This window comes from Shewanella piezotolerans WP3 (assembly GCF_000014885.1).
GTDB classification, from domain to species: domain Bacteria; phylum Pseudomonadota; class Gammaproteobacteria; order Enterobacterales; family Shewanellaceae; genus Shewanella; species Shewanella piezotolerans.
This window is the reverse complement of sequence record NC_011566.1, coordinates 4,310,182-4,333,892: the sequence shown is the minus strand read 5'-3', so window position 1 is coordinate 4,333,892 and position 23,711 is coordinate 4,310,182. Positions and strand designations below refer to the sequence as shown.

Genomic DNA, 23,711 nt, shown 5'->3' with positions numbered 1-23,711 from the left:
ATGCAAGCACTAAACAATTATGTCCTGTAAAGTACCTTAATTACATGCCAACCGAACTTAGTTTTAACTAGATGCGGGGTGAGCAGTTCACCGGTGAAGCAGACTTTATCGAAAGCTGGCACCATAGCCCCTTTTTTAAACTCACCTAAATGGCCGCCTTTTTTACCTGATGGGCAACTTGAGTGCTTTTTTGCTAACACGTCAAACTTAGCACCTTTGTTCAATTGCTTGATAATATCTTCAGCAAGTTCTTTGTGCTTAACTAAAATATGCAGTGCTGCTGCGGTCTTTGCCATCTCTAAGCCTATTTCGATTGAAACTATTGTGCGGATTATAGCGTTTAAGGCTGAGCCTAAGCTAGTGCAGAACAGAATAGATATGTATGAGTGGCTGTATCGTTTTATAATAGCGGTTGAATACCGTTGAGCCGTTAGAGAAGTAGAGATTATTCGTGTTAAAAAGCCGAAATTACCACCGTACTGGCCCTGATTATCGTTTTGATGAGCAGGTTACCTTTGTTGATATCAAACAGGTTTTTGGCCTGGGGCATATTCGCTTAGGCAAATGGGTGGAAAATGAGGAGCGTGATAAGGCGGCGAACCTTATTTTTGACTCCTTGGCAGACTTAGCTTTTATCTTAAAGCTTCCGCCAAAAGCTTTGGGTTTGCGTGAAACGTTAAATTTGGCGTTTGGTAGCGGCGGCCAAAAAGGCGTGCAGGCGCATTATGCACCTGATAGACGAGAGCTTGCTTTGGCTAAGAATGCAGGGGCCGGCGCGCTTGCTCATGAGTTTTGGCATGCATTTGATCACTACATAGCCCCTAAATCCTTTTATACTTCCCCTCGCGGCACCTCTTTTGCGAGTCATAGCTGGATTGCTGATGTTAAGCCGAAAATACACCCACTTAACCAACGTTTAGAACGAATATTTGCAGTGAGTTTACTAACCGAAGATGGTGAGGATGGGCATGACTATGTGAGTCGTGCCATTGCTCTTGATAAACAGCATGGTACTCAGTACTTTTCAAAGCCAACTGAATTAATGGCACGAGCTTTCGAATCGTGTATTGAATCTTATGCCGATATTACTAACCCTTACTTGGTCGACGAGACGCTAAAGTCACCACTTTTTGATGCAGGCGGTTATCCAGAACTCGCTCATAGGGAGCAGATTTATAGCGCATTACTCGCCTATTTTGAGCCTTTAGGTGTAGCCTTAGGCAAAGAATAGTTGAGATTAACAATAGCAAGAAAAAGCTAAAGACGGCTAACCGTCTTTAGCTGAGTGAGTCTAAAATGTCACAGAATAAACGTGACGATTTGACTCATTCATCGCAGTAGCTTGATTTAACTCTTGGTCATTGGTATAGCGAGCAATTTTTTCTGCTACCTTTTTTGAGCCTTGCATAAGTGCAAAATCATGCAGTGATTGGCCGTTACAAATCAGCTTAGGAAAGATCAGTGTTTCGTTAATACGATGCTCTTTTAGTGTGCGTTTAAATTGCAAGACACTATCTTTAGTTGTTGCTTTACAGACCGCAACGAGGCTGGTTTTCATGGTTGGACTCATAGCTGCAGATGCACTCAATGCCAGCGATGAGAGGCATAAGCCAATGAGTAGGGTTCCCTTCTTCATATCTTGCTCCAATTTACTGCTAGTTTAGGTTTAATTCGCAGACCGAGATCTGTGAGCAAGATTAAAACTGATACCAAAGTATATCGCTGTACATCGTTAGTATTAATGTGGATTTGGGTGAACGAATTTCAATGCTTGGTGAGGGGAGTGGTACTTTTGCGTGAATAAAAAGCCCGCATTAAGCGGGCTTTAATAACATTTGGTTGCAGGTTATGCCGTCTTCACCTTCCAGCTTACCTCTTCACCGGCGAAGAAAGGTACTATCGGATTGCCGTTTGGTAGAATAATCTCTGATGGCACCGTCCAAGTCTCTTTGACTAGTGTCACTGAACCCGTATTGCGCGGTAAACCATAGAAATCAGGGCCATGGATACTGGCAAAACCTTCAAGCTTGTCTAGCGCGCCTAGATCATCAAAGACTTGAGCGTATAGCTCTAACGCACTCCATGCACTGTAGCAACCAGCACAGCCACAAGCTGATTCTTTACGGTGCTTTTCGTGTGGCGCTGAATCAGTGCCTAAGAAGAACTTACTCGACCCCGTCGCGACTACAGCACGCAGTGCTTCTTGATGAGTGCTGCGCTTAAGTACGGGTAAACAGAAATTGTGCGGACGCACACCGCCAACAAGCAGGTCATTTCGGTTTAGCAATAGGTGTTGTGGGGTAATCGTTGCCGCGACATTATCAGCCGCTGACATTACAAAATCTGCAGCATCTTTAGTGGTGATATGTTCAAACACCACTTTGAGCCCTGGGAATGCATTAACAATACGAGCAAGGTATCGCTCGATAAAGAGTGCTTCACGGTCAAAAATATCGATATGTGACTCAGTCACCTCACCGTGAACGAGCAGCAGTAAACCGTGCTTTTCCATGGCTTCAAAAATAGGAAACAACGCATCCAGTGCTTTAACTGCAGCATCTGAGTTGGTCGTCGCACCGGCTGGATAAAGCTTCGCGGCAACAACGCCAGCAGCCTTAGCATCAATGATGTCTTGCTCTGTGGTGTTGTTGGTTAGAAAAATCGTCATTAACGGTTCGAAAGTAGAACCTGCTGGGCGAGCAGCTAAAATACGCTCACGGTATGCACTTGCAAGCTTGGCATCTGTCACTGGAGGTAAGAGGTTTGGCATTACGATAGCGCGATTAAATAACCTTGCTGTTGCTGGTACGGTTTCTTGCAACATATCTCCATCACGGAAATGAAGATGCCAATCGTCAGGTGTAATTATAGTTAGCTGCGTCATGTAGGGTTCCTAAGCGTTTACGACAAAGTATTAGGGAGCTTTATTATCCATTTTTTCGAGCGCTATTATGCCTGAAATCGTATTTGCTTGATAGGTTCTGCGCTAGATAACCATTAGCCCAATGCTCTATAACCCAATAAGGTGCAGCACTTTAAAATGCTATCAGCTACCATAACGCTATCAACCCTTTGCTGTATTGTGTTTAACTAGCCGTTAGAATAGTAAAAACGATCAGCAAGATAGCCAAATTAAATAACTTTTAGGATGGATAAAGTATGAGTAAACAAAAGGGATTTACGTTGATTGAGCTGGTTGTGGTTATCATTATACTCGGTATTCTTGCTGTTGTGGCGGCACCAAAATTTATTAACCTCTCCCGTGATGCAAAGATCAGTACTTTGGATGGTATTGGTGCAGCGATTAAGTTTGCTGCAGATGAAACTTACTTAAAAGCACAAATCGAAGGCGCCGCAGAACAAGCACGGAGTTCTGCGAGTAATCCTCCTTTCGTTGAGATCCCTGCTGGTATCTTTGAGCTCAAATATGGTTACCCTGAAGCTTGGCCTGAGAGCGGCTTAGGGATCCTTGATATGGTTGATATTGACGACTCTATCGTGGTTTGCTTTGGTAGTGATTGTGATAGCGCAAGTAACTCTAGTCGAGTACAGATCGGATATAACCTCGTGCAAGGGGAGTCTTTGCCTAGTGATGATGAAGCCTGTTATCTACGGTATAGTGAGCCTGGAGGTACGGGCGGGAACTCTGAGACGCGGTACACTGTTACTCACTTTACCGATGGTTGTTAAGCCATTGCTGTTTAATGAATGATGAGCCTCATCTTTTATGCGCCTTGATAAGTTTCTATGTAAAAGTACCAAACTGACCCGCAGTGCTGCTACAGAAGTCCTAGCGTTAGGGGAGGTGAGCGTTAACGGCAGCATTGTTACCGAGGCACGTTTTCAAGTTCATGAGAATAACAGCGTGCTCTGGAGAGGAGAGCGGTTAATTGCTCGGCCCTCGCGTTATATTATGCTGCACAAACCGCTCAATACTTTAAGCTCAAATGTTGATGGTGACTACCCAAGTTTATTCCATTGTATTGATATTGAACGCGCTGAAGATCTGCATATAGTAGGGCGCCTAGATGCTGACACCTCTGGTCTAGTGTTGCTCACAGATGACGGTCGTTGGTCATTTGAGATTATCAGGCCTGATAAGCTGTGCCCTAAAACCTATCGAGTTACTCTACGTGACCCTATTGCTGCTGATGTGGCTGAAAAATTTAATGTGGGCGTTCAGTTACAAAACGAATCTAAGTTGACTGCTCCAGCAATGCTTAAGGTGATTAATGAACGTGAGGTGCTGCTGACGATTACGGAAGGACGTTACCACCAAGTAAAGCGCATGTTTGCCGCAGTTGGCAATCGCGTCAACGGATTACATCGAGAGCAAATTGGTGACTTACAGTTAGATGTAGTACTTGGAAATTGGCGTTTTCTTTCCCCACAAGAAGTCGCGGGTTTTCTTTGATGGTACAAATATGTTTTCGGTGACAATTTGAAGCAACAGATTAAAACGCCGCTTTGGAAAGCTTTTTGGTTATGGGTTTTGCCCTTGCTGCTTGCTTACCAACTGCTTTGGGGGCTCGTATTTAACCTGCCGCTGGAGGGAGGTGATTACGCTTTTTACTCGCAGCTAATTCTGATTAAATTAATCATCGAATTGCTGATTTATCTGTTTCTGCCTCTGTACTTCTATCGAGCGACCGCGACTTGCGGTCGCTATAGTCATCATGTTACTGGGCTATTTTTTGCTATTCTATTTGGTTTAACTTTTGAAGCTATTCTAGTCCGCTTTATTTTATAACGGATATAAGCGTTTAACTTAACCGCTTTAGCCTCGATTGCAAAGTCGCATTGAACATACAGACTTTGATGGAATATTAGTCAAACTGAGACACAGGTTCAAAGCGTTGATATAAATCTATGTTGTTAATGGTTATTGCACCCAATGTAATACATCACGAATAATAGACCAGCGCGGCTTCTGCTCTACGGCACCTTGCCCTAGCATCCAATAGTTATAGATTTTATCTTGGTGACCATCGACTTTGCGTAGCCGTTGCCAGTTGTTGACATAATTGAGTAAGGATTGATTTGATTGTGCTACTGCATAAGCGACGGGATAACGAGATTTTCCTTCAAGTAACGCAATGCCGTAACCGGGAAAGAATAAGGTCCAAGCAGAGCCTGCTTGGGCGCTAATGACTACCGCATCATACTTGTTCTTTTTCTGCCTAAAAAAGTCTTTGTAGCCATCAATTTTGACAAATTTTACATTGGGTGCTTGTAATCGCGCGTCTTCGACTGCATCACTGTGCTCTACATACGCTATGGTTACCGGCCCCATATCGAGAATTTTTTTGTTACTCTTAAAGGTGTTAACTAAATGGTCTTTGGTCGCTATGGCTAGATTTAGCTCGAGTACTGGATCGGCATAACTTAGCGCATCCATCTGTTCGATATCCATCGCTAATCCAGACATGGCAATATCGAAGAAGCCGGCATCCAAGGCTTGCGCGAGTTTGTTTTTCCTAAACGGAATGAACTCAACTTTTACATTGAGATCTTCGGCTAACTTGGTTGCCATTGCGGTATCAAAACCAACCAGTCGCCCTGAATTGTTGTAATAACTAAAAGGCACGTTACTGGGAATATAACCGACCCTGAGTACGCCACGGTTGCGGATTTGTGTGATACCAGCAATCGCTGATTGTGACGTTGTACCTATAACTGGGAACTGCTTACTGACTTTTGTGGGAACCTTATCTGCCACTTGCATATTAGCAATCACACCGCTGGTCGTTTCAGGGCCGTGAATAAAGAGTCCCATACCCACGCGACATACTATGAGTGTAAGCACTAAGCTGACACCGATCCCAAGCCCCATTTTTATCAGTTGTGGTGCTCGTACCTTAAGGCTTTTCTCAAATAATGCTGCGGTGAGTAGTGTAAGCACGAATAGATTCATCACTGCGGCAATAGAGTTGAATTTACCCGTGATGAAACCAGACATTACAAATAACTGGAACAAGTCAGAGGGTAAGTGAACCAAATCCAGCATAAAGGGAATGGCGACATATACGCTGCCAAATAAGGATAAAAGTCCACTAATAGATAGTGAAGGAATGCTACTGACGTCTACAGGGGTGCCATTGAACCAACCTGCAAACAGTACAAACAGGATGACAGTTAGCTTACCTATGTTGGGGAAGGTAAAGGCGATAGGTACTAAAATTTCTATTAAGGTAGCACCATCTTCACTTAAGTTTTCGTGCTCACGCATGATTTGCTTACACTCTTCCACGATAACGGGGATCACAATGAAAATGTTACCGGTAGCAAATGCTGTGACTAAGCTCGCTTTTGAGATCCTCAGTGCTTGAGCAAAAGTGATAGGTGTTAAAGAGGCGACAATCCAAGGTAAAATCCAGAAAGTGAGCAGCAAACACAGTACAAAATAGCTGATTAAATACACCTGCATACTGGCAAATTCATCGACTCCCATTGTCCCTGCAGCAGACGCCGACATTGCAAAAATACCGATAGGCAAAATTTTCACTAAACCGCGAGTGATGCGAGAGAAAATTTCGGAGCAGGTGTGCATAAAGGTTAAGATTTGCTGTTTGTTCTCTCCCTGCATGCCGATAAGAGCAAGTCCCATTGCGATACTAAAAACCACCATTGCGGGGACATAACCATCAGCCATCGACTCGAAAGGATTTGAGGGAATATAGAGTTTAAAATAGTCTATTGGTGTAACGGGTTCGATACTGCTAGTGCTAAAGAAAGACGCAGACTCAACGACTGGAAAGGACAGTGGCATCAGCGCTACAGTCAGTAAGCCTAAACCCCAAAGCAGTAGCATGATAATACCTGTTCGGCTAAAAATAAGCTTAGCGGTATTTTTTTGCAGCTTGCCTATACCACCTACAAGAGATACGACAATATAGGGCAAAACGGTCATCTGCATCAGTAGAATGACACTGGTTCCTATGGTACCCATCCAACCCACGGATTCACCGAAGAACAGACCTACAGCAAAACCAATAAACATGGCCACTAACATCTGGGTTGAGCTGGTCATAGAAAGTACTTTTTTTAGCACAGGTTCCATCCATTATTATTTTTAATTGATCTAAATTTTTTGAACATAGAGTGCTGTATGTTAAACGTCACTAGTCGCTACAGAGAACGTTAATTCTGGAATTATTTTTAACGCTAATAAAGCTACCGTTAAATTAGCAAGGGTGCTTGCTGATGTGCGTTGTCAGTCGTTAATTATAGATATAGAACGATTTAACTTTAAAGTAAATATTTTAAACTTTTACGATTAGCCTTAACAAAGTGATTTGCTCACCGCTTAACTTTCATTATTGACTAGAGTGAGCTGTTTATTGTTCTGTTTTAGAATATTGATTATATGAATTTTGAAAGATGTTCCCGCTCATTAAGATTAGCTTTTCTATTGGTGTAGTTAACAACTATGGCTTAATAACGATGGCCTTTAGCGGACGCAGTTGCTAGACAACTCGCAAGTTTGCTAATAGTTGCTAGGCTTTAAACGTAATTATGTTGGCATCTCCTAAACTCAGAATTCCCCTTTATTTATTTTAATTACCTTGATGCTGACTCACTCACTGAAAGGATGATAGGAATGAAAAATATTCTATTAAAGATAATTGTTGGCAGTTGGTTGCTGACGATGAGCTTGAGTAACGTAGCTTTAGCGGCTCACCATAAACCAGATTCGTTAGCTGATGTATGGGTTATGGTTCCTCACCAAGGCCAACAAGCAGCATTTGAAAAAGCATTTGTTAAACATATCCAGTTTCGAGCCAGTAAGGGCGACCCGCGAGCATGGAAAGTTTATCGCCCAGCGATTGGCACGGGCATGGATAGGTATATCATTCGTTACTGCTGTACCAAATGGAAGGATGTAGATGGCTACCAGAAATGGCAAGCAGATAACAAAATTCTCGATGATTGGTACGCGAATGTGGCGCAGTATATAAATCATTACGAGCACTTTTACAGCCGTATTGATATGAAAAATAGCCACTGGCCGAAAGATAGTAAAGGCTTCAAATATTTTGCCGTGACAAACTATCAAGCGAAAATGGGCAAAGCTAAATCAATTGCGGACGGAAAAAAACTGCTGAGTGACAACGCTAAAGCGATGAAGTGGCCTTATTTATGGTCATGGGGCAATACTATTGGTGGAGAAGGGGAGCTATCCCTAGTCATTCCTTATAAGAATTATGCTGAGATGACTCCACCGAATAAGTCGTTTTCAGAGGCGTTAGCGACTCATATGGGTGATGAGGCTAAAGCGGGGGCAGCATTAAAAGCTTGGTCTGAGAACTTTCACTCGACGACCTACACGGTTTATCGATTAGTTGATGAGTTATCGATGAAAGACAAATAGTGTTAATTGATGTAAATAATAAAGCCGCTTTTGCGGCTTTATTATTTACATCTTATCTTAATCGATCTGCTGCCAGATCAATAAATGCTCTGACCTTTGGTGAAAGGTGTTTGCGGCTGGGGTAGATCACAAACACATCAACAGTCGTTGTTGGAAAGTCTTCAAATAGCACTTGGAGCTGATTGTCTTGTAAAGCTTCTTGCATATAGAACAGTGGCAACCTTGCCACGCCATGTCCCTCTAAAGTCATAGCAAGCTGCATATGGCCATTATTGCAGAGGACTTTAGGGCGGACATCAACAGAGAAAGGTTTACCATCCTTGTCGACATAATCCCAACGGCTGGGGGTTTTTAAATTGGAATAGCAGATCCCATTATGAGTCGCTAACTCTCGTGGGTGATAAGGTTTTCCATGACGGGAAATATATGCTTTTGAGGCAACAGTGAAAGCGCCACAGCTGTATAATTTACGGCAGATAAGACTGGATTCATCCAGTTGTGAGGATGCTCTTATAGCCAAATCATAGCCATCGGCAATCACATCGGTGCGATTATCGCTTAAGTCTAACTCTAGGCTGACATTAGGGTAAAGCTGCAGGTATTCAGAGATAATCGCTTTGAGGTGAGTCTGAGCAAAACCGATGGGACAACTAAGTTTTAGAACGCCTTTTGGGCTTACATCGTGCTGCGTTATCAAACCTACAGCTAGCTCTGCATCGCTGATTAATTGCAGGCATTGTTGGTAATAGGCGTCACCTTCTGGCGTTAAACCAATTGAGCGCGTGGTGCGGTTGAGTAGTCTAACACCAAGTCTAGCTTCCAGTTTATTGACCTCTTTACTCACATATGAGGTTGAGTGACCTAATGCATCCGCTGCAGCTGAGAAACCGCCGCTCTTAACTACTTGGGCAAATATCACTACACCGTCAAAAAGTTTATTCATAGTCATATGGAAATAGTCATTGTCAATTTAGGTTATTAATTACTTCTGGGTTGTAATATACACTGCTTCCTATCGAGTTGTCGCTCAATACTTAAGCTTATTGCTAATAGTTACGCTGACAATTTAACGCTTTTACGCTGCAGGATTAACTGCAGATACCACGGAATAAAGGATCAGAATATGAAACTATTAGCATTTGCAGCCAGCAGCAGTAGCAAGTCAATCAACAAACAGTTAGCAATTTACGCAGCCTCACTGGTAGAGGGTGCTGAAGTTGAGATCTTAGACATAAACGATTATGAGATGCCTATTTTTAGCCAAGATAGAGAGGAGTTGCTAGGTCAGCCTGAGCTTGCCCAGCAGTTTTTTGCCAAATTAGGTGAAGCCGATGGAATTATCATCTCCTTTGCTGAACATAACGGCTCATATACCGCAGCTTATAAGAATCTGTTTGACTGGACTTCACGTATCGATATGAAAGTTTTCCAAAACAAACCTATGGTGTTGCTAGCAACATCACCTGGCCCTGGCGGAGCAGCATCTGTACTGGCTGCAGCCTCGGGTTCTGCGCCGTATTTTGCTGCAGACGTAAAAGGGAGCCTTTCTATTCCTAGTTTCTTCGACAACTTTGATATGGAGCAGCAAACCCTTAGAAACCCAGAATTAAAAGCCTCTCTTATTGCAGCGCTGGCAGGACTGAAGTAAGCGCCTCAACCGTCTTACATCGTGAGAAATAGTCTGGCTTTGATAGCCAGACTATTTGGTCGAAGCTACGGCTATCCTAATGCTATGTTTTATGGCACAGAGTCATTTATCCCTGTTCATGGTTATTTTTGTTGGTCTTATTGTGACCGGTTACGCAGTATTGTTTTTGTTCCAATGTTAAAAGTTATCCTTGTATTTCATGTTTCTAGGCCATCTAATTTGTGATTTTGGTTGCTGCTAACATATCAATTGGGTTTATTCATCCATAGAAGGCGCTAGCACAAGGACAAGACGAATGCTGAAGCAAATCAGTCGACTCGATTATTTTACGCTGCAGGTTTTTATTGGGCTCGTTGATCTAAAAAATGGCAGTGCAGTAGCTGCAAAGCTCAATACCAGTCAGTCAAAAGTCAGTCGTGCCTTGGCAACGATGAGAGATGTGTTAGGCGATGAGCTATTTGTCAGGCAAAAGTATGGGCTTGAACCTAACCAGGTTGCGTTAAAAATCACACCAATGGTACGAACCATCTTAGAGCAACTTGATAAAATTATTGAAACGACGCTAGATAAAAAAGATGCTCCTTATGAACTTACTTTTGCAGCTAACGAGCACTGGTCGTTAGCTGTTCTCAACTGTATTCAACAGTCTTGCCGATGTGTTACTGGTGGTGTTTATGTCAATGTGCAGCCCTGGTCTGAGACTGTCAGTCAGCGCCTATGCCAAGGGAAAATCGATTGCTCTATCTCTATAGAGCCGGTTAATCACCCCATGGTAACCGATACCAAAATAGGTGATATCAGCCACTTCTTTATTGTTGCTAAAACTGGGCATCCTATTTTTAGTGCTTCTGAGCCGCTTAAGGCTATCTTTGATTACAAAATAGCCTTGGTAAACTCTAATCTTCAGTCTCATCAGTTGCATCGCATTGAGGAGTATGCACAAGTTGAAGATATAGATATTAAAGTAGTACTTAAAAGCCCGAGTGTACGTATGGTTGTTGATCATGTGAGTATGACTGATGACGTTGCCATCTTGGTTTCTGCAATGACTTATTATTATTTCGAAAATAGAAAGGACGTTGATTTCTTAGATATCTCGCATGCGTGGAAAGCGACTCAAGCTTTAAAATCTGATAGCTACTACTTGCACAGTCATCAAAGTGTCATGCCGCCAATGGTTAACTGTCTGAAAAACTTATTGGGCGATAAATTGATTGAGATGCAAAGTCATTTCGAAAATATAAACACCACTAATAATTCGCCAGCTCCCTTAATGGCCTGCTGTACTCAAAATGACTGTAGACCCACTAACTGCAATGTTGACTGCGTGCAGCGCACTACTGCAACAGCCAACAATAGCGTCACTGAGTGAGCTTTGAATGCCTTTACTAATCGATTGTTAGTGAAGGCCGTGGCTAATAATTCGATTAATCGCCTTACTTATATCGCCTAACGTGCTCGAACGGTTTGATTTTGCCTTGATTAAATAAAGGGTAGGGTGAGGTTGAGACAAATAGAGTCGGTTGGTTTCCATTTCAGATAAACAACACACATGTAAACCAGGTAATAGGTTACTGTGATCATAAACCTTGCTATAGGGCAGTAGTGCTAAGTGATCTGTCTGTACTAGAAGAGGCTGCAAGTCGTGAAAACTAAGACGGTTTTCAACGTTTTCGGTATTCGCCAGTCGACATTGGATATGATGTTGCTGGCAGTAAAATATAAAAGGATCAACTGAGGTCGGGGTCGCTAAGTCTTGTGCGCTGACATAGGGGTAGTCAGCAATGGTATCTAAATCCAAATCTCGTTTTAGAATAGGGTGAAAGGCATCACTTATAAGGTACATGTGATTTAGCTTTTGCAAAGGGGTTACCTCTAATGCATTGGCATAAAACTGCAGTAATTGTTGATTCGATTCTGTGATAAGAGCAACATCTAAGACTCCAGACTCTATGTCGGCAAAGGTATTAATTGATTGAGTGTGTAGCTTATAACTTACATGAATTTCAGACAGCTCAATAGCTTGGTTAAGCTGCTGATGAAGGTGTTGAGCTAACATATCGCTGGCATATATATTGATTTGTTTGCTACTCAAAGCCGTTACCGATGTAGATAGCTGTTGTAAATGTTCTGAACACTGTAAAAGCTCTTTCGCGATAGGGTAGAGCTTTTGGGTAAACTCATTTGGGACGAGCCCATGTTTCTTTCTGATAAATAATGGGTTATTGAATATGACTCTCGCATTTTGTAAGCAGCGACTTACTTTTGGTGCTGGAATATTCATTTTCTTTGCAACGTATGTTGCTGAATGCTGCTCATATAAATTAACGAGAATACTGATGCTAAGTATGTCTAGATTTTCAATAGTTATATTTTGCATGCTTAACTCCTCACTATTTCAATCTATAATATTAACCATACACTAATTGTTATGTTCGGTAAAATAACAATTGAATGTGCTTTTTTAATTTATTAATATATTCCATTCTAGTTTTTCTACCTGCAGCCGTCGTTTTGTGTCTTCTTGTTTGGTTTTTAGTTAAGCTTTTGGTTTTTAAGGGTGTTCGCTCTATTGTTGCTTCTGGGGATGATTTGATTTTCTATAATTTGATAACGTCATTTCTACTTTGTGAATATCTGTAATGATTAATGTCGATAATTGATTTTGTGATTGGTTCTTGGGTTTTATATAATGATTTTTATATTTATTGCTAACTGAGTTTTTAAAGCGTAATAATTATTCCGAGGGTTAGGAAGTTAGTTTAAACCTTGGAGGTTTATTATGAATGCCACAGTGATATTCAGTTATGCTTTTATATACTTTGTTTTATTTCTAATTGTTCCTCTCGTCATCATAACTTTTGTAATGACATGCATTAAGTTTTTTAAAGCTAGTGAAGTAGATATGGTGGGTGCTGAAATTAGCATTAAGCCTCATTTGCTTGACAAAGAATCAATGCATTTTTTGAAAAGCTTAAAGGCGATAGCTAACAAACGTTACGATATTCTTTATGGTGCGTCATTGGTTAATGTTGTTGATATTGACGATTCGGTAAGGCACCACGAAGAGGTTGAAGATTTTATGGAGCACTGTCACCTTGACTATGTTGTTGTTGATAACGAGTCATCTTCGGTTAAGTTGGTCATTAGCAACCCAGATGACAGCTCTCCAGAACAGGCGAAGTTCATTGAAAAATGTTTAGATTATATTGGTGTGCAATTCATCAAACTAGATAAGCACAAACAGTGCGATGAAGCCCTAATCAAAACAGCGCTCGCCGCATAATTCAGTCTGACTCAGCGCCAAATGACCCATTTGGCGCTTACTCCATATCTTTGGCTGTTCACCTATTGGTGTAAGGTTTTGTTATGTCATTGACTAACCGTTACGGCGTTTCTGTTATCTATATCGTATGGTTTCTGCTCCTGTGGCTAAGCTTTCCAGGCATACCTGTTGCCGCTGAAGTGAGAAGTATCGACAGTAGCCAGTGCTTAAAGTGCCATAAGCGCAACGGCAATATGTTGGGGTTACATGCAAATCAGGGGCTGGCTATTACCTGTGAAGATTGCCATGGCGAAAAAGGTAAGCATCCTAGAAAAGATTCTAAGATCATCAGATTTGGCGTGAAAAGCGATACTCAAACAAAGCGACAGGTAGAACAATGTTTAGCTTGTCATGATCACGAAGAGCTTGCGCAGGCGCATTGGACCCATAATGTGCATGCGACGCGAGTATCTTGCGCCCAGTGTCATCAGCTTCACAGCGAAACGGATCCTGCATTGACGCTCATCGGCCCAGCAATGAGCCAATCATGTGCTAAATGTCATCAAGATAATCATTAGGAGGCACAGCATGGATACTTCAAAGAGAAGGTTTCTTAAAGGTTGTGGCGGCGCGATTGCAGGGGTTTCTGTGTATTCAATGACACGGCAGCCGCTGGCTAGAGATGCAGCGGAGGAAAGCGAAGTTAAGTATGCAATGTTACATGATGAGAATCTCTGTATTGGTTGCAATGCATGTGAAGATGCTTGCCGAGAGGTAAACCAGGTTCCTATTGGCGTTTCTCGAGTTGATATCGTGCGCACGGGGCCTTTTGGTGAATATCCAGAGCAAAGTTATCGATTTAGTCGCCACTCTTGTCAGCATTGTGAGGCAGCACCTTGTGTCAAGGTTTGCCCTACTGGTGCGGCCTATATCGACAAAGAGACTGGCATAGTAGCAGTTAACGAAGATCGCTGTGTAGGTTGCCAGTATTGCATTGCAGCCTGCCCTTATCAGATACGTTTTATTAATCCTGTGACAAAGGTCGCTGATAAATGTGATTTTTGCCAGCAAAGTCAATTAACTCGTGGACTACAGCCAGCTTGCGTATTGGCCTGCCCTACTGAGGCACTGGTTTTTGGAAACTTAAAAGATCCAAACTCAGCATTGGTTAAGACGCTTAAGTCGAAGCCCACCTACCGACAAAAAGTTGATTTGGGTACTCGTCCTAAGTTATTCCATGTGCGAACTGTTGATGGGGAGATTGTATTATGAGTGCTTTTCACTTTGACGGCCTAGTTTGGCATTGGCCTATTGCAATTTACCTTTTCTTGGCAGGCTTATCGGCAGGAGCCGTTTTTTTTGCCATTATGCTAAAGCATTTTAAGCTGGCTGAAAGGGCATATTTATCACCTTTTGTGCAGGCGGCTGCCTTAATTGCACCAATTGCAGTTTGCGCTGGCTTAGGGATTTTGGTGATAGATCTGACTAAACCGTTAGCATTTTGGAAGATACTAGTGTTTTACAACACCTCGTCAGTGATGTCGATGGGAGTACTGGTACTTCTAGTCTATCAGCTAGTGCTTTTTGCATGGATTGGCAGTGTATTTAGCCTGCCGGTAAATAAATGGTTAGATGGCCGCTTTTATTTGCTGACTAAATGCTTAACGCTGTTGGCACGACATGAGGATATTATTACTGGCGTGCTGGTTATTTTGTCGTTATCCCTTGGCGCTTATACCGGATTTTTATTGTCAGCCTTAATCGGCTTCCCATTATTAAATAACCCTGTTTTACCACTGTTATTCTTAATCTCAGGACTATCTTCTGGAGCCGCAGCGACGCTTTTAGGGGGCGTTTTGATGCGTGGTAACCCTAATGGCATTGAAGTGAAATTTATACATAGGATTGAGATCCCGATGATCTTAGTGGAAATCATGCTGCTATTTACCTTTTTTGCGGGGCTAATTTTGTCGGGAGGACAAAGTCAGGTAGCAGCACTTAATGCTATTGGAGAGGGGTTTTGGGGCTGGATTTTTTGGGGCGGAGTGGTTGGCGTTGGACTAACTTTACCCCTAGCCTTTAACCTATGGATGAAGGTTTCATCCGACCGTAAGTTTACCTACGTTGCAGTGACCGCCAGTTTTAGCTTGCTTGGGGTACTGCTATTACGAAATTTTATTTTGTACACCGGCCAGATGACCGGCGTGTAAAGGATGTATTTCAAAATTCAACCAAGAATTATTGTCTATAAAAAAGGCTGTTCACTTTATGTGAACAGCCTTAATCTATGTACGGTGGAAAGCGTAATCAACAATAATATTGTTATTTTTGATTTTGCTCCATAAGGTATTCATTGGCTTTTGCTAAGCTGCCAAATGAAGCAATTAGATTGCTTTGACCTTTTTCTTGGATTTCAGGGTTTCCAGATTGGGTCATCATCCATATCCATGTTTGGATGAGTGGTAAAGGTGGATATTTTTGATTGGATGAATCCAACATACTTGCATCCCTTGATAGTTAATTTGAACTGAGCATTTAGATGCCCTTGGTCCTGTTTACTCTAAAAATCGAAGTTAAAGATAGTATCAAACCCTTTACGGTTGAGTAATAATGTTTGCACTACTTTAAGCGATATTTTGAGACCTCAATGGCCGAATATCTGTTGCGACCAAAGATAATCTCCACATAGTGCTAAAGTAGTACTTTTTGTGGGCTGTTATCAAGCTTTAATTTAACAAAATCACTACAGCTGTTACGTGTTATTTGGCTCTGAGTCATTATTTTCCATACTCAAGAGTCGTGCTTTAATTTATCAATTCTTATTTATTGGAAGTAATCATGCGCCCCTCCTTATATTTTGATGGTCCCGTCGGAAAGCTCAATTGGCACGTACTGAAACTGCTTTGGCCATACTTGTTAGAGTTTAAGCAAAGAGTGGGGTTGGCACTGTTATGTTTAATTGTGGCCAAGGCTGCGAGTGTCGGTTTACCGTTCGTATTAAAAGCACTCGTTGACGATTTGACCCTCGACGGGAAGAGTGCCCTTTTAGCTGTACCTGTTGGTTTAGTTGTTGCCTATGGCGGTATTCGCCTGCTAAACACCATCATTTCGGAGGTCAGAGACACGCTATTTGGTAGAGTGACGGAGCGTGCGATACGGCGCTTAGGGATCGCCGTCTTTGAGCACTTGCATCGACTTGATATGGCTTTTCATTTAGAAAGACGTACAGGAGGTTTGTCTCGTGATATAGAGCGAGGCACCAGTGGTGTGAGTTTTTTGATGCGCTTTATGGTGTTCAATATCGTGCCAACATTGTTAGAGATTATCTTGGTCGTCGGGATCCTATTTTATAACTATGGTGTCGGTTACGCTGCAGTAACGCTGCTTTCTGTGGTGGCTTATGGTGCATATTCCGTGGTGGCTACTGAGTGGCGTACTGGTTATGTCAGAGACGCAGCCAAAGCTGATTCAGTTTCTAACACGCGCGCTGTCGATAGTCTGCTTAACTATGAAACGGTAAAATACTTTAACAATGAACAATATGAAGCCAACCGCTATGACAGTGCTTTAGCAGACTGGGAAGAAGCTAAGCGTAAGAATCGATTGTCATTGTTTGCTTTGAATGCGGGCCAAGCTTGTATTATCTCAGTTGCGATGACCGTTATGCTTGCCATGGCGGCAAATGACGTTGTTCAAGGAGCCATGAGCATTGGTGATTTTGTGCTGATTAATGCATTTATGATGCAGCTGTTTATTCCGCTTAATTTCTTAGGTTTTGTTTACCGGGAGATCCGCGGAGCATTCGCTAATATTGAGCGTATGTTTGGCCTGTTAGATAAAGAGCCGTTGATCGAAGATATCGATAATGCAAAAACTGAGAAGCTAACCGAAGGTGTTGTTTCATTTGAACAAGTCAGCTTTAGTTATGACAGCCGGCCTATTCTTGATGAGGTCAGTTTCTCTGTTAAGTCTGGGCAAAAGGTCGCGATTGTCGGCGACAGCGGGGCAGGAAAATCGACAATCGTAAAATTATTGTTTAGGTTTTACGATGTTGTGTCTGGAGTTATTCGTATTGATGGGCAGGATATTAGAGAATTAAGTCAAGATACCCTTAGACAAGCGATTGCAATCGTCCCACAAGATACGGTGTTGTTTAATGACACATTAATTGAGAATGTTCGTTATGGACGTCCATCGGCAACGGATGCTGAGATTGCTGAGGCGATAAAGATGGCGCACTTAGGGCGTTTTATTGAAAGCTTGCCCGAAGGTGGCGAAACCCGTGTAGGTGAACGCGGTTTAAAGTTATCTGGCGGTGAAAAACAACGGGTAGCAATTGCCCGAGCAATTCTCAAACGGGCGCCAATTTTAGTCTTTGATGAAGCAACCTCTTCGCTGGATAGTCATTCTGAACAGGCTATATTAACTGCATTAAAAGAGGTGGCGAAAGGCCACACGAGTTTAGTCATTGCCCACAGATTGTCGACTGTGGTTGATGCTGACCAAATACTGGTGCTTAGTCAGGGACGGGTGGTCGAAACTGGCACCCATACTAGTTTGCTTAATGCTGGAGGTTTGTATGCCAAACTTTGGCGGATCCAGCAAGAGTAGTAGCTAGAATGTATTAGTTTAAGTGATTGAGGTTTTAAGCAAAGGCTGTATACAATTCAGCCTAGGTTCAGAATAGTGTGCTTATAATCAACTTAACATTAATCATGATTATGCTGAGAAGGTCAATATGAAGAACATACCTCTACTTGTACATATCGAAGGGCAAGACAGCAAGGTAAACACCGATTGGCTTGCCATTATGGCTACGCTTAAAAAACGTGGCCTAGAAAAAGATGAGCTCGAAGTGATCTATTTTGAATTATCAGCAGGCATGCGCGTTACGACTCGTGGTTTAAGCTTGGCGAAAGCAAGCCCTGTAGAACCGCTTAAAGGTTTGTTGCACGAACCGAAATTTTCAGCTCGTGATTATGCGGGAATGCTAACTGCCTAGTATTTTAGCTTACCAATTTTCCAACCATCACAGAGTAAGTTCTTAGGGGAAGGTGTTTTCATCTGTTGTAAGCTGGTGATTTTACCTTCCCTAAAGCAGACGTACTCCCCCTCTATTACAGTCATTCGTTGACAGCTATTACAGCTTACAGATAGCCCTTTGTTTTGCTCAGGCGTATCTTTGTCATCCATTACTCTACTCCATACATAAAAGAATACTGTTTAGACTAGCATTAACCTGCTTGAGTAAAGACAGTTACAACTAACCCTTATTGGATATACTATTTAATCACTAAAAATGTAGTTATCCAAGTGTATTTAATTAGAAAGTTAACTTTATTAACTAATAATTCAAATTGTGACAGTGTAACCTATTTTCCAAAATGATGTTTTTCTAAGCTCACTTCACCAGTTACTTTAACCGATAATAGGTATAGATCTCCGTAGTCTGATTCTGTTAGTGGTGTTATTTTTGGGCCGCCCAATGCACTGATAATAAGTGGAACCGTATTGGAATGCCCTGCGACTATGCTGTTTCCATCTGAACTGTTAACGAGCTCAACGATTTGTGTGATGTGTTCTTGTAACCCGTCAGCAGTTCCGACTATGTCTATACTAATGTTATTAGCGTCTGCAATGGGTTTTAGTGTTAACTGTGTGCGTTGGTAATTACTGGCTATGGCTTGGGAGAGTGGTAGTTTAGGTAATACATTGATGAGTGCGGTGGCTCGTATTGTTCCCTTTTTACTTAATGCTGGATCGCGTGTGCCGTCATTGTGTTTTTCTGCATGTCGCACCACGATGATTGTTTTGCTTTTTGTTTCATTGAGAGTGGCTTGCTCGGCTGCGGATAGGGCATTGCCATTCAGCATAATAATGGCAAATACAAATAGTGTTTTGATGGTGATTTTCATAGGTAAGCCTTGGGGTTACTCATTTTTATTTTTATAAAGAGGGCTTTAGCAGCACTTTTCGTTTGGCTCTATATAATTTTCAAGCTTAAAATATCTTTGATAGATTAATCTTTCTGAATATGAAATAAAAGTTTATGCTGAAATGACGACTCACTTTGGGAGAAGATTATGTGGATTGAAGGAAAAGTCATAGAACGCCAAGATTGGAGTGACAAGTTATTTTCCCTAAAGATTAAAGTCGATATTGGTGACTTTATTGCTGGTCAGTTTATTAAGTTGAGTCAGTTGATTGATGATAAACGCATTGGTCGAGCATACTCGCTAGTCAACCCGCCTGGAACAGACTATATCGAAGTGTTGGCAGTTGCAGTCGATGATGGTCAGCTGTCGCCTAACCTTCAATTACTCTCTAAAGGGGATGTTATTGATGTAGCGACCAAAGCCTCAGGCTTTATGACCCTTAATGAGCTCCCTAAAGATGATAAAAAGGGAGAACACTTATGGTTTTTAGCAACAGGCACAGCTGTTGGCCCTTTTATCTCAATGATGGCGACCAATGAACCTTGGCAAAGTTACCAGAAAGTAGTATTAGTTTATGGTGTCCGAGAGGTTGAGGATTTAGCCTACTTGCCCCAGCTCAGAGAATTTGAAGACAAGTATCCGCAACAATTCAAACTGGTGTTGTCGGTGACAAGAGAGCCTTTTGATGGCGCATTAAATTGCCGGATCCCTGATGGGCTTAACAATGGTGATATTGAAGCTAAAGCGGGTATTAAGCTATCAGCTAAAGATTCACAAGTAATGATTTGCGGTAATCCTGGAATGATTACAGATGCTCAACAATTTTTAAAAGAACTGGGCTTGGCTAAAAATTTACGTCGTGCTCCTGGGCAAATTACTGTCGAAAAATATTGGTAAGGAACGCTGCATGAAATTGTATTATTCCGATGCATCGCCTTATGCGCGCTGCGTTCGAGTATTTATTTGTTATCACAACATTGAAGGTATTGAAGAGATTATTGCTAATCCTTTTGATAACTCTCCTGAACTCCTTAGAGCCAACCCGTTAGCCAAAATCCCCTGTTTGCAATTGAATGATGGCTCAGCACTGTTTGATAGCGAGGTGATTATGCGCTATCTGGATGCAGAGCATGGTCAGTCAGGTTTATTTGGTTCGATGGAACATAATTGGTCACAACAGTGCCATTTTTCATTGTTAAAAGGCATCTTTGATAGCGCAGTTTCGTTAAGGCAAGAGCAACTTAGAGAGGATGAAGGTTTACGGTCTGCGTTCTGGACCTCGCGTTTTGAACAGGCTTTATTAAGAGGCCTAAAAGAGGTTGAGACGCTGGGCATTACTCGTAGTGCTGAATTAACTGCGTTGCAGGTTATGTTGGTTTGTTTATTAGAATATGTCGACTTTCGTCACCCTGATCTGCCTTGGCGAAATGTCACTTCTGCATTGAGTGTTTGGTTGGAGCAAGCGCAGCAAGCTGATGTTTTTATTGCGACGAGACCCAAGATGTAGATTGGCTTAGGTAAATCGTATAGTTATATTAAACCTATGTTAATTAAGCTTTTACTAAATAGTGGTGGCAAGTTTTTAGCGGCTAAAAGTTTGCACTAATTACTTGCTGTTATCGCTCTGATTGATTACCCTTGTTGCAATTGAGAACTATTATCAGCATCGTGCTGGCTATTAGATATTGTAAAAGGGGTAAAGGTCATGAGAGTAATCACCAGTCTAATGATGGTTGGGCTTCTGTGTAGTGCAAGTGTGGTGAGTGCCGCAGAAAGATTAACGGTCTATTCTTATCGTCAGGCCTTTCTTATTGACCCGATTCTAGCTGACTTCACTAAGCAAACTGGCGTAGAAGTAGACGTCGTTTTTTCAAAAAAGGGTATTGCTGAACGTATGATGCGTGAAGGCCGACTATCGAAGGCTGATATAGTACTTACGTCTGATTTCTACCGTTTAATGGAATTGGTTGAAAAAGACCTTGTGATCCCTGTTAGCAGTGAAAAATTGAAGCAAAATATACCGCAAAAATACCGCTCACCTGATGAGATGTGGTACGCCTTAACAATGCGTGTTCGTAACGTCTATTCCTCTAAAGATAGGTTAGGTCCGTTGGATATTAACTATGAAGACCTAGCAGACCCCAAATACGCCGGCAAAATATGTACTCGTAGCGGCAAACATCCTTACAATGTGTCATTAGTAGCTTCTATGATCGCTCACCACGGTGAAGCGGAAACAAAAACATGGTTAGAAGGTCTAAAGTCGAACCTTGCACGTAAACCTCAAGGTAATGATAGAGCGCAGGTGAAAGCGGTGAGCGAAGGCTTATGCGATATAGCGATTGGTAACAGTTATTACCTCGGTAAGATGCTGCAAGACCCTAAGCAGAAGCCTTGGGCTGATGCGGTGGAGATTAATTTCCCGAATCAAGATAACCGTGGATCGCACATCAATGTATCGGGTATGGCACTGGCTAAGCACACTAAAAATACAGAGGCAGCTATTCAGTTGATGGAGTTCTTATCAAGTGATACTGCGCAACAAACATACGCTGATGTTAATATGGAGTATCCGGTTAAGGCTGATGTAAAACCGTCAAAACTTGTCGCTTCTTGGGGGCAGTTTAAAGCGGATGAGCTTCCTATCTATAAGTTAGCACAATACCATGGTGCAGCGATTAAGCTCTTAGATGAAGTGAAATTTGATCTTTAAGTTTACTATTTAAGGTTGGTCTAACACTATTGCTATATAGTGTTTCAGCTTGAATCTTTTATGGTTGTACTGTCAAAACCTATCTTTACGATAGGTTTTGTTTTTTTAGGTACTTTTACTCTCATGACCCTTGGGCATCTAACATCATGATATTAGGCTTAGCAAAACGCTGGTCTGTTGCAAGTTACACCCTAGCGCTTCTCATTGTTATGCCGCTTGTAGCGCTTATCTTGCAATCATTTTTACCCGATGAAGCTGTTTTCGGCCATCTGATGGCAACCGTTTTGCCGACTTATATAAGTAACACTCTGTTGCTTATATTTTGGGTGGTGATTGGCGCTCTTATATTTGCAATTCCCGCAGCTTGGTTAGTGGCAAAGTGTCGATTCCCAGGACGAAATATATTTCAATGGGCGCTGCTATTGCCGTTAGCTATGCCTGCTTATGTCGTTGCCTACGTTTACACTGATCTTTTTGATTATGCTGGCCCAATACAGCGAAGCCTTAGAGCGTTATTTAGTTGGCAAACGCCTCATGACTATTACTTTCCGCAAGTTCGCTCGTTAGGGGGCGCAGCAATTATGCTGGCGTTAGTGCTTTTCCCATATATTTACCTATTGGCTCGAACCGCATTTATGGAGCAGTCTGCAAGCTTGGGGCACGCTGCACGTGTTATGGGTTGTAGCCCTTGGAAGAGTTTTTGGCGATTAAGTTTGCCAATGGCAAGGCCCGCTTTAGCTGTTGGGGCAACGCTCGTCGCTATGGAAACGGCTGCTGATTTTGCTACCGTAAGTTACTTTGCAGTGCCTACACTGACTACTGCAGTTTATGATACTTGGTTTGAATACGGCAGTTTAACGGCTGCAGCTAAGCTTTCTACAATCATGTTGTTTGTGGTATTTGCCTTCGTGGGTTTCGAGCGCTTCGCACGTCGAAAACAACAACTTTTTCAAAAGCAGTCGGCGCCAGGCGAGCTTGACTACTATTGCCTTAATGGTGCAAAGGCATTTGCTGCTACAGGTTATTGTTTTATCTTATTGGGATTAGCTTTTATTCTTCCTTTTGTGATTTTATTGCAATATGCATGGGGCTATTTTGCAGAAAGCTGGAATGCTAATTTTTTTGAATACAGCTTTAATAGCTTATGGATTTCGTTATTAGTAAGCGTTATCTGTGTCTGTATTGGTATTGTGCTAATGTTTGTCAGAAGGGTGAGTCCTCGTAAAGCTGATATGTTGCCTTCCAGGTTAGCTTCTACCGGTTATGCACTGCCTGGTACCGTGCTAGCCATTGGGATTTTAGTGCCTTTTACGCAACTTGATTTTGCTATTAATGATTTAGCTTACTATTTTGGCCTGCAAGAGCCTGGGCTGATATTAACTGGAAGCACTTTTATTCTAATATGCGCTTTTTGTATTCGTTTTGCAGCAATTGCTATTGGCAGCATTGAGAATAGTTACAAGCGTATTTCACCTTCTTTAGACATGGCTAGTGTGACCTTAGGTTTAACGCCTAAATCGATGCTCACTAGGGTTCACATACCTTTGCTTAGAAAAGGTATTTTTGCCGGATTACTGCTGGTCTTTATCGAGTGTATGAAAGAGCTTCCTGCAGCTCTACTGCTTAGGCCGATAGGTTTTGAAAATTTGGCGACTTATGTATTTCAATTTGTTTCAGATGAGCAGCTCGAACACGGTGCGTTAGCAGCGATAGTCATCGTATTAGTCGGTCTTGTTCCTTTGATTTATCTCAATCGTTCGTTGGAGCAAGAAAAGTAA

General features: G+C 42.1%; 26 protein-coding genes. 17 read left to right on the top strand and 9 right to left on the bottom strand.

Going from position 1 to position 23,711, the window contains the following annotated elements; translation table 11 throughout:
* Window positions 1-17: 17 nt before the first annotated feature.
* On the bottom strand, window positions 18-296 hold the full coding sequence (gene ppiC / locus SWP_RS18435) for a peptidylprolyl isomerase PpiC (RefSeq protein ID WP_020914134.1): 279 nt from the start codon (window positions 294-296) through the stop codon (window positions 18-20).
* Between the two features lie 155 nt (window positions 297-451).
* Here ppiC and SWP_RS18430 point away from each other — a divergent pair, with 155 nt between their 5' ends.
* Window positions 452-1,231, top strand: coding sequence for a CLCA_X family protein (locus SWP_RS18430; protein ID WP_020914133.1), 780 nt, complete (start codon window positions 452-454; stop codon window positions 1,229-1,231).
* Between the two features lie 60 nt (window positions 1,232-1,291).
* On the opposite strand, the gene SWP_RS18425 is transcribed toward SWP_RS18430, so the two are convergent.
* Together SWP_RS18425 and pyrC are read right to left on the bottom strand one after the other, a co-directional pair.
* Window positions 1,292-1,636, bottom strand: coding sequence for a DUF3718 domain-containing protein (locus tag SWP_RS18425; RefSeq protein ID WP_020914132.1), 345 nt, complete (start codon window positions 1,634-1,636; stop codon window positions 1,292-1,294).
* Window positions 1,637-1,846: 210 nt separating this feature from the next.
* A complete protein-coding gene (gene pyrC / locus SWP_RS18420) occupies window positions 1,847-2,884 on the bottom strand; it encodes a dihydroorotase (RefSeq protein ID WP_020914131.1) in 1,038 nt (345 codons plus the stop codon).
* Window positions 2,885-3,159: 275 nt separating this feature from the next.
* Between pyrC and SWP_RS24735 the strand changes: the two genes are divergently transcribed.
* Genes SWP_RS24735 through SWP_RS18405 form a run of 3 tightly spaced genes read left to right on the top strand, consistent with a single transcriptional unit; the run spans window position 3,160 to window position 4,750 of the window.
* The gene (locus SWP_RS24735) at window positions 3,160-3,690 is read left to right on the top strand and encodes a type II secretion system protein (protein ID WP_020914130.1); all 531 of its coding nucleotides are present in this window, start codon (window positions 3,160-3,162) and stop codon (window positions 3,688-3,690) included.
* A 37-nt stretch (window positions 3,691-3,727) separates the two neighbouring features.
* Window positions 3,728-4,414, top strand: a complete 687-nt coding sequence (locus tag SWP_RS18410; protein WP_020914129.1) for a pseudouridine synthase — start codon at window positions 3,728-3,730, stop codon at window positions 4,412-4,414.
* Between the two features lie 27 nt (window positions 4,415-4,441).
* Window positions 4,442-4,750 carry a hypothetical protein gene (locus SWP_RS18405; protein WP_020914128.1) on the top strand — a complete coding sequence of 103 codons (309 nt, stop codon included), beginning with the start codon at window positions 4,442-4,444 and terminating at the stop codon, window positions 4,748-4,750.
* Window positions 4,751-4,882: 132 nt separating this feature from the next.
* Here SWP_RS18405 and SWP_RS18400 read toward each other — a convergent pair whose 3' ends face one another.
* Window positions 4,883-7,030, bottom strand: a complete 2,148-nt coding sequence (locus SWP_RS18400) for a cation:dicarboxylate symporter family transporter (RefSeq protein WP_228371079.1) — start codon at window positions 7,028-7,030, stop codon at window positions 4,883-4,885.
* 570 nt (window positions 7,031-7,600) lie between these two features.
* On the opposite strand from SWP_RS18400, the gene SWP_RS18395 reads away from it, so the two are divergent.
* Complete coding sequence (locus SWP_RS18395) at window positions 7,601-8,371, top strand: hypothetical protein (protein WP_020914126.1); 771 nt, start codon at window positions 7,601-7,603, stop codon at window positions 8,369-8,371.
* A gap of 52 nt (window positions 8,372-8,423) precedes the next feature.
* On the opposite strand, the gene SWP_RS18390 is transcribed toward SWP_RS18395, so the two are convergent.
* A complete protein-coding gene (locus tag SWP_RS18390) occupies window positions 8,424-9,320 on the bottom strand; it encodes a LysR family transcriptional regulator (RefSeq protein WP_044556081.1) in 897 nt (298 codons plus the stop codon).
* A gap of 174 nt (window positions 9,321-9,494) precedes the next feature.
* Between SWP_RS18390 and SWP_RS18385 the strand changes: the two genes are divergently transcribed.
* Both SWP_RS18385 and SWP_RS18380 read left to right on the top strand, forming a co-directional pair.
* Window positions 9,495-10,019, top strand: a complete 525-nt coding sequence (locus tag SWP_RS18385; protein WP_020914124.1) for an NADPH-dependent FMN reductase — start codon at window positions 9,495-9,497, stop codon at window positions 10,017-10,019.
* Between the two features lie 295 nt (window positions 10,020-10,314).
* Window positions 10,315-11,391 (top strand): LysR family transcriptional regulator, encoded by a 1,077-nt coding sequence (locus tag SWP_RS18380; protein WP_020914123.1) that lies wholly within the window; start codon window positions 10,315-10,317, stop codon window positions 11,389-11,391.
* Window positions 11,392-11,418: 27 nt separating this feature from the next.
* Here SWP_RS18380 and SWP_RS18375 read toward each other — a convergent pair whose 3' ends face one another.
* The gene (locus SWP_RS18375) at window positions 11,419-12,399 is read right to left on the bottom strand and encodes a LysR family transcriptional regulator (RefSeq protein ID WP_020914122.1); all 981 of its coding nucleotides are present in this window, start codon (window positions 12,397-12,399) and stop codon (window positions 11,419-11,421) included.
* Between the two features lie 402 nt (window positions 12,400-12,801).
* Between SWP_RS18375 and SWP_RS18370 the strand changes: the two genes are divergently transcribed.
* From SWP_RS18370 to nrfD, 4 genes are all read left to right on the top strand, one after another.
* Window positions 12,802-13,305 (top strand): DUF2726 domain-containing protein, encoded by a 504-nt coding sequence (locus tag SWP_RS18370; RefSeq protein ID WP_020914121.1) that lies wholly within the window; start codon window positions 12,802-12,804, stop codon window positions 13,303-13,305.
* A gap of 83 nt (window positions 13,306-13,388) precedes the next feature.
* Window positions 13,389-13,862: a formate-dependent nitrite reductase gene (locus SWP_RS18365; protein ID WP_020914120.1), complete on the top strand. Its 474-nt coding sequence runs from the start codon at window positions 13,389-13,391 to the stop codon at window positions 13,860-13,862.
* A gap of 10 nt (window positions 13,863-13,872) precedes the next feature.
* A complete protein-coding gene (locus tag SWP_RS18360) occupies window positions 13,873-14,556 on the top strand; it encodes a 4Fe-4S dicluster domain-containing protein (RefSeq protein ID WP_020914119.1) in 684 nt (227 codons plus the stop codon).
* Window positions 14,553-15,494, top strand: a complete 942-nt coding sequence (gene nrfD, locus SWP_RS18355) for a cytochrome c nitrite reductase subunit NrfD (RefSeq protein ID WP_020914118.1) — start codon at window positions 14,553-14,555, stop codon at window positions 15,492-15,494. Before SWP_RS18360 ends, nrfD begins: the two co-directional genes overlap by 4 nt.
* 112 nt (window positions 15,495-15,606) lie before the next feature.
* On the opposite strand, the gene SWP_RS24255 is transcribed toward nrfD, so the two are convergent.
* Window positions 15,607-15,783 carry a hypothetical protein gene (locus tag SWP_RS24255; RefSeq protein ID WP_020914117.1) on the bottom strand — a complete coding sequence of 59 codons (177 nt, stop codon included), beginning with the start codon at window positions 15,781-15,783 and terminating at the stop codon, window positions 15,607-15,609.
* A 339-nt stretch (window positions 15,784-16,122) separates the two neighbouring features.
* On the opposite strand from SWP_RS24255, the gene SWP_RS18350 reads away from it, so the two are divergent.
* Both SWP_RS18350 and SWP_RS18345 read left to right on the top strand, forming a co-directional pair.
* The gene (locus SWP_RS18350; RefSeq protein WP_020914116.1) at window positions 16,123-17,895 is read left to right on the top strand and encodes an ABCB family ABC transporter ATP-binding protein/permease; all 1,773 of its coding nucleotides are present in this window, start codon (window positions 16,123-16,125) and stop codon (window positions 17,893-17,895) included.
* A 127-nt stretch (window positions 17,896-18,022) separates the two neighbouring features.
* On the top strand, window positions 18,023-18,286 hold the full coding sequence (locus SWP_RS18345) for a hypothetical protein (protein ID WP_020914115.1): 264 nt from the start codon (window positions 18,023-18,025) through the stop codon (window positions 18,284-18,286).
* Here SWP_RS18345 and SWP_RS18340 read toward each other — a convergent pair.
* Both SWP_RS18340 and SWP_RS18335 read right to left on the bottom strand, forming a co-directional pair.
* A complete protein-coding gene (locus SWP_RS18340; protein WP_020914114.1) occupies window positions 18,283-18,477 on the bottom strand; it encodes a hypothetical protein in 195 nt (64 codons plus the stop codon). The genes SWP_RS18345 and SWP_RS18340 overlap by 4 nt on opposite strands.
* A gap of 179 nt (window positions 18,478-18,656) precedes the next feature.
* Window positions 18,657-19,199 carry a histidine phosphatase family protein gene (locus SWP_RS18335; RefSeq protein WP_020914113.1) on the bottom strand — a complete coding sequence of 181 codons (543 nt, stop codon included), beginning with the start codon at window positions 19,197-19,199 and terminating at the stop codon, window positions 18,657-18,659.
* Between the two features lie 168 nt (window positions 19,200-19,367).
* Here SWP_RS18335 and SWP_RS18330 point away from each other — a divergent pair, with 168 nt between their 5' ends.
* The 4 genes from SWP_RS18330 (at window position 19,368) to SWP_RS18315 (ending at window position 23,711) form a co-directional block, all read left to right on the top strand.
* Window positions 19,368-20,117: a ferredoxin--NADP reductase gene (locus SWP_RS18330; RefSeq protein WP_020914112.1), complete on the top strand. Its 750-nt coding sequence runs from the start codon at window positions 19,368-19,370 to the stop codon at window positions 20,115-20,117.
* A 10-nt stretch (window positions 20,118-20,127) separates the two neighbouring features.
* Window positions 20,128-20,727: a glutathione S-transferase gene (locus SWP_RS18325; protein WP_020914111.1), complete on the top strand. Its 600-nt coding sequence runs from the start codon at window positions 20,128-20,130 to the stop codon at window positions 20,725-20,727.
* Window positions 20,728-20,925: 198 nt separating this feature from the next.
* Window positions 20,926-21,933 (top strand): Fe(3+) ABC transporter substrate-binding protein, encoded by a 1,008-nt coding sequence (locus tag SWP_RS18320; RefSeq protein WP_020914110.1) that lies wholly within the window; start codon window positions 20,926-20,928, stop codon window positions 21,931-21,933.
* 146 nt (window positions 21,934-22,079) lie between these two features.
* Window positions 22,080-23,711 (top strand): ABC transporter permease, encoded by a 1,632-nt coding sequence (locus SWP_RS18315; protein WP_020914109.1) that lies wholly within the window; start codon window positions 22,080-22,082, stop codon window positions 23,709-23,711.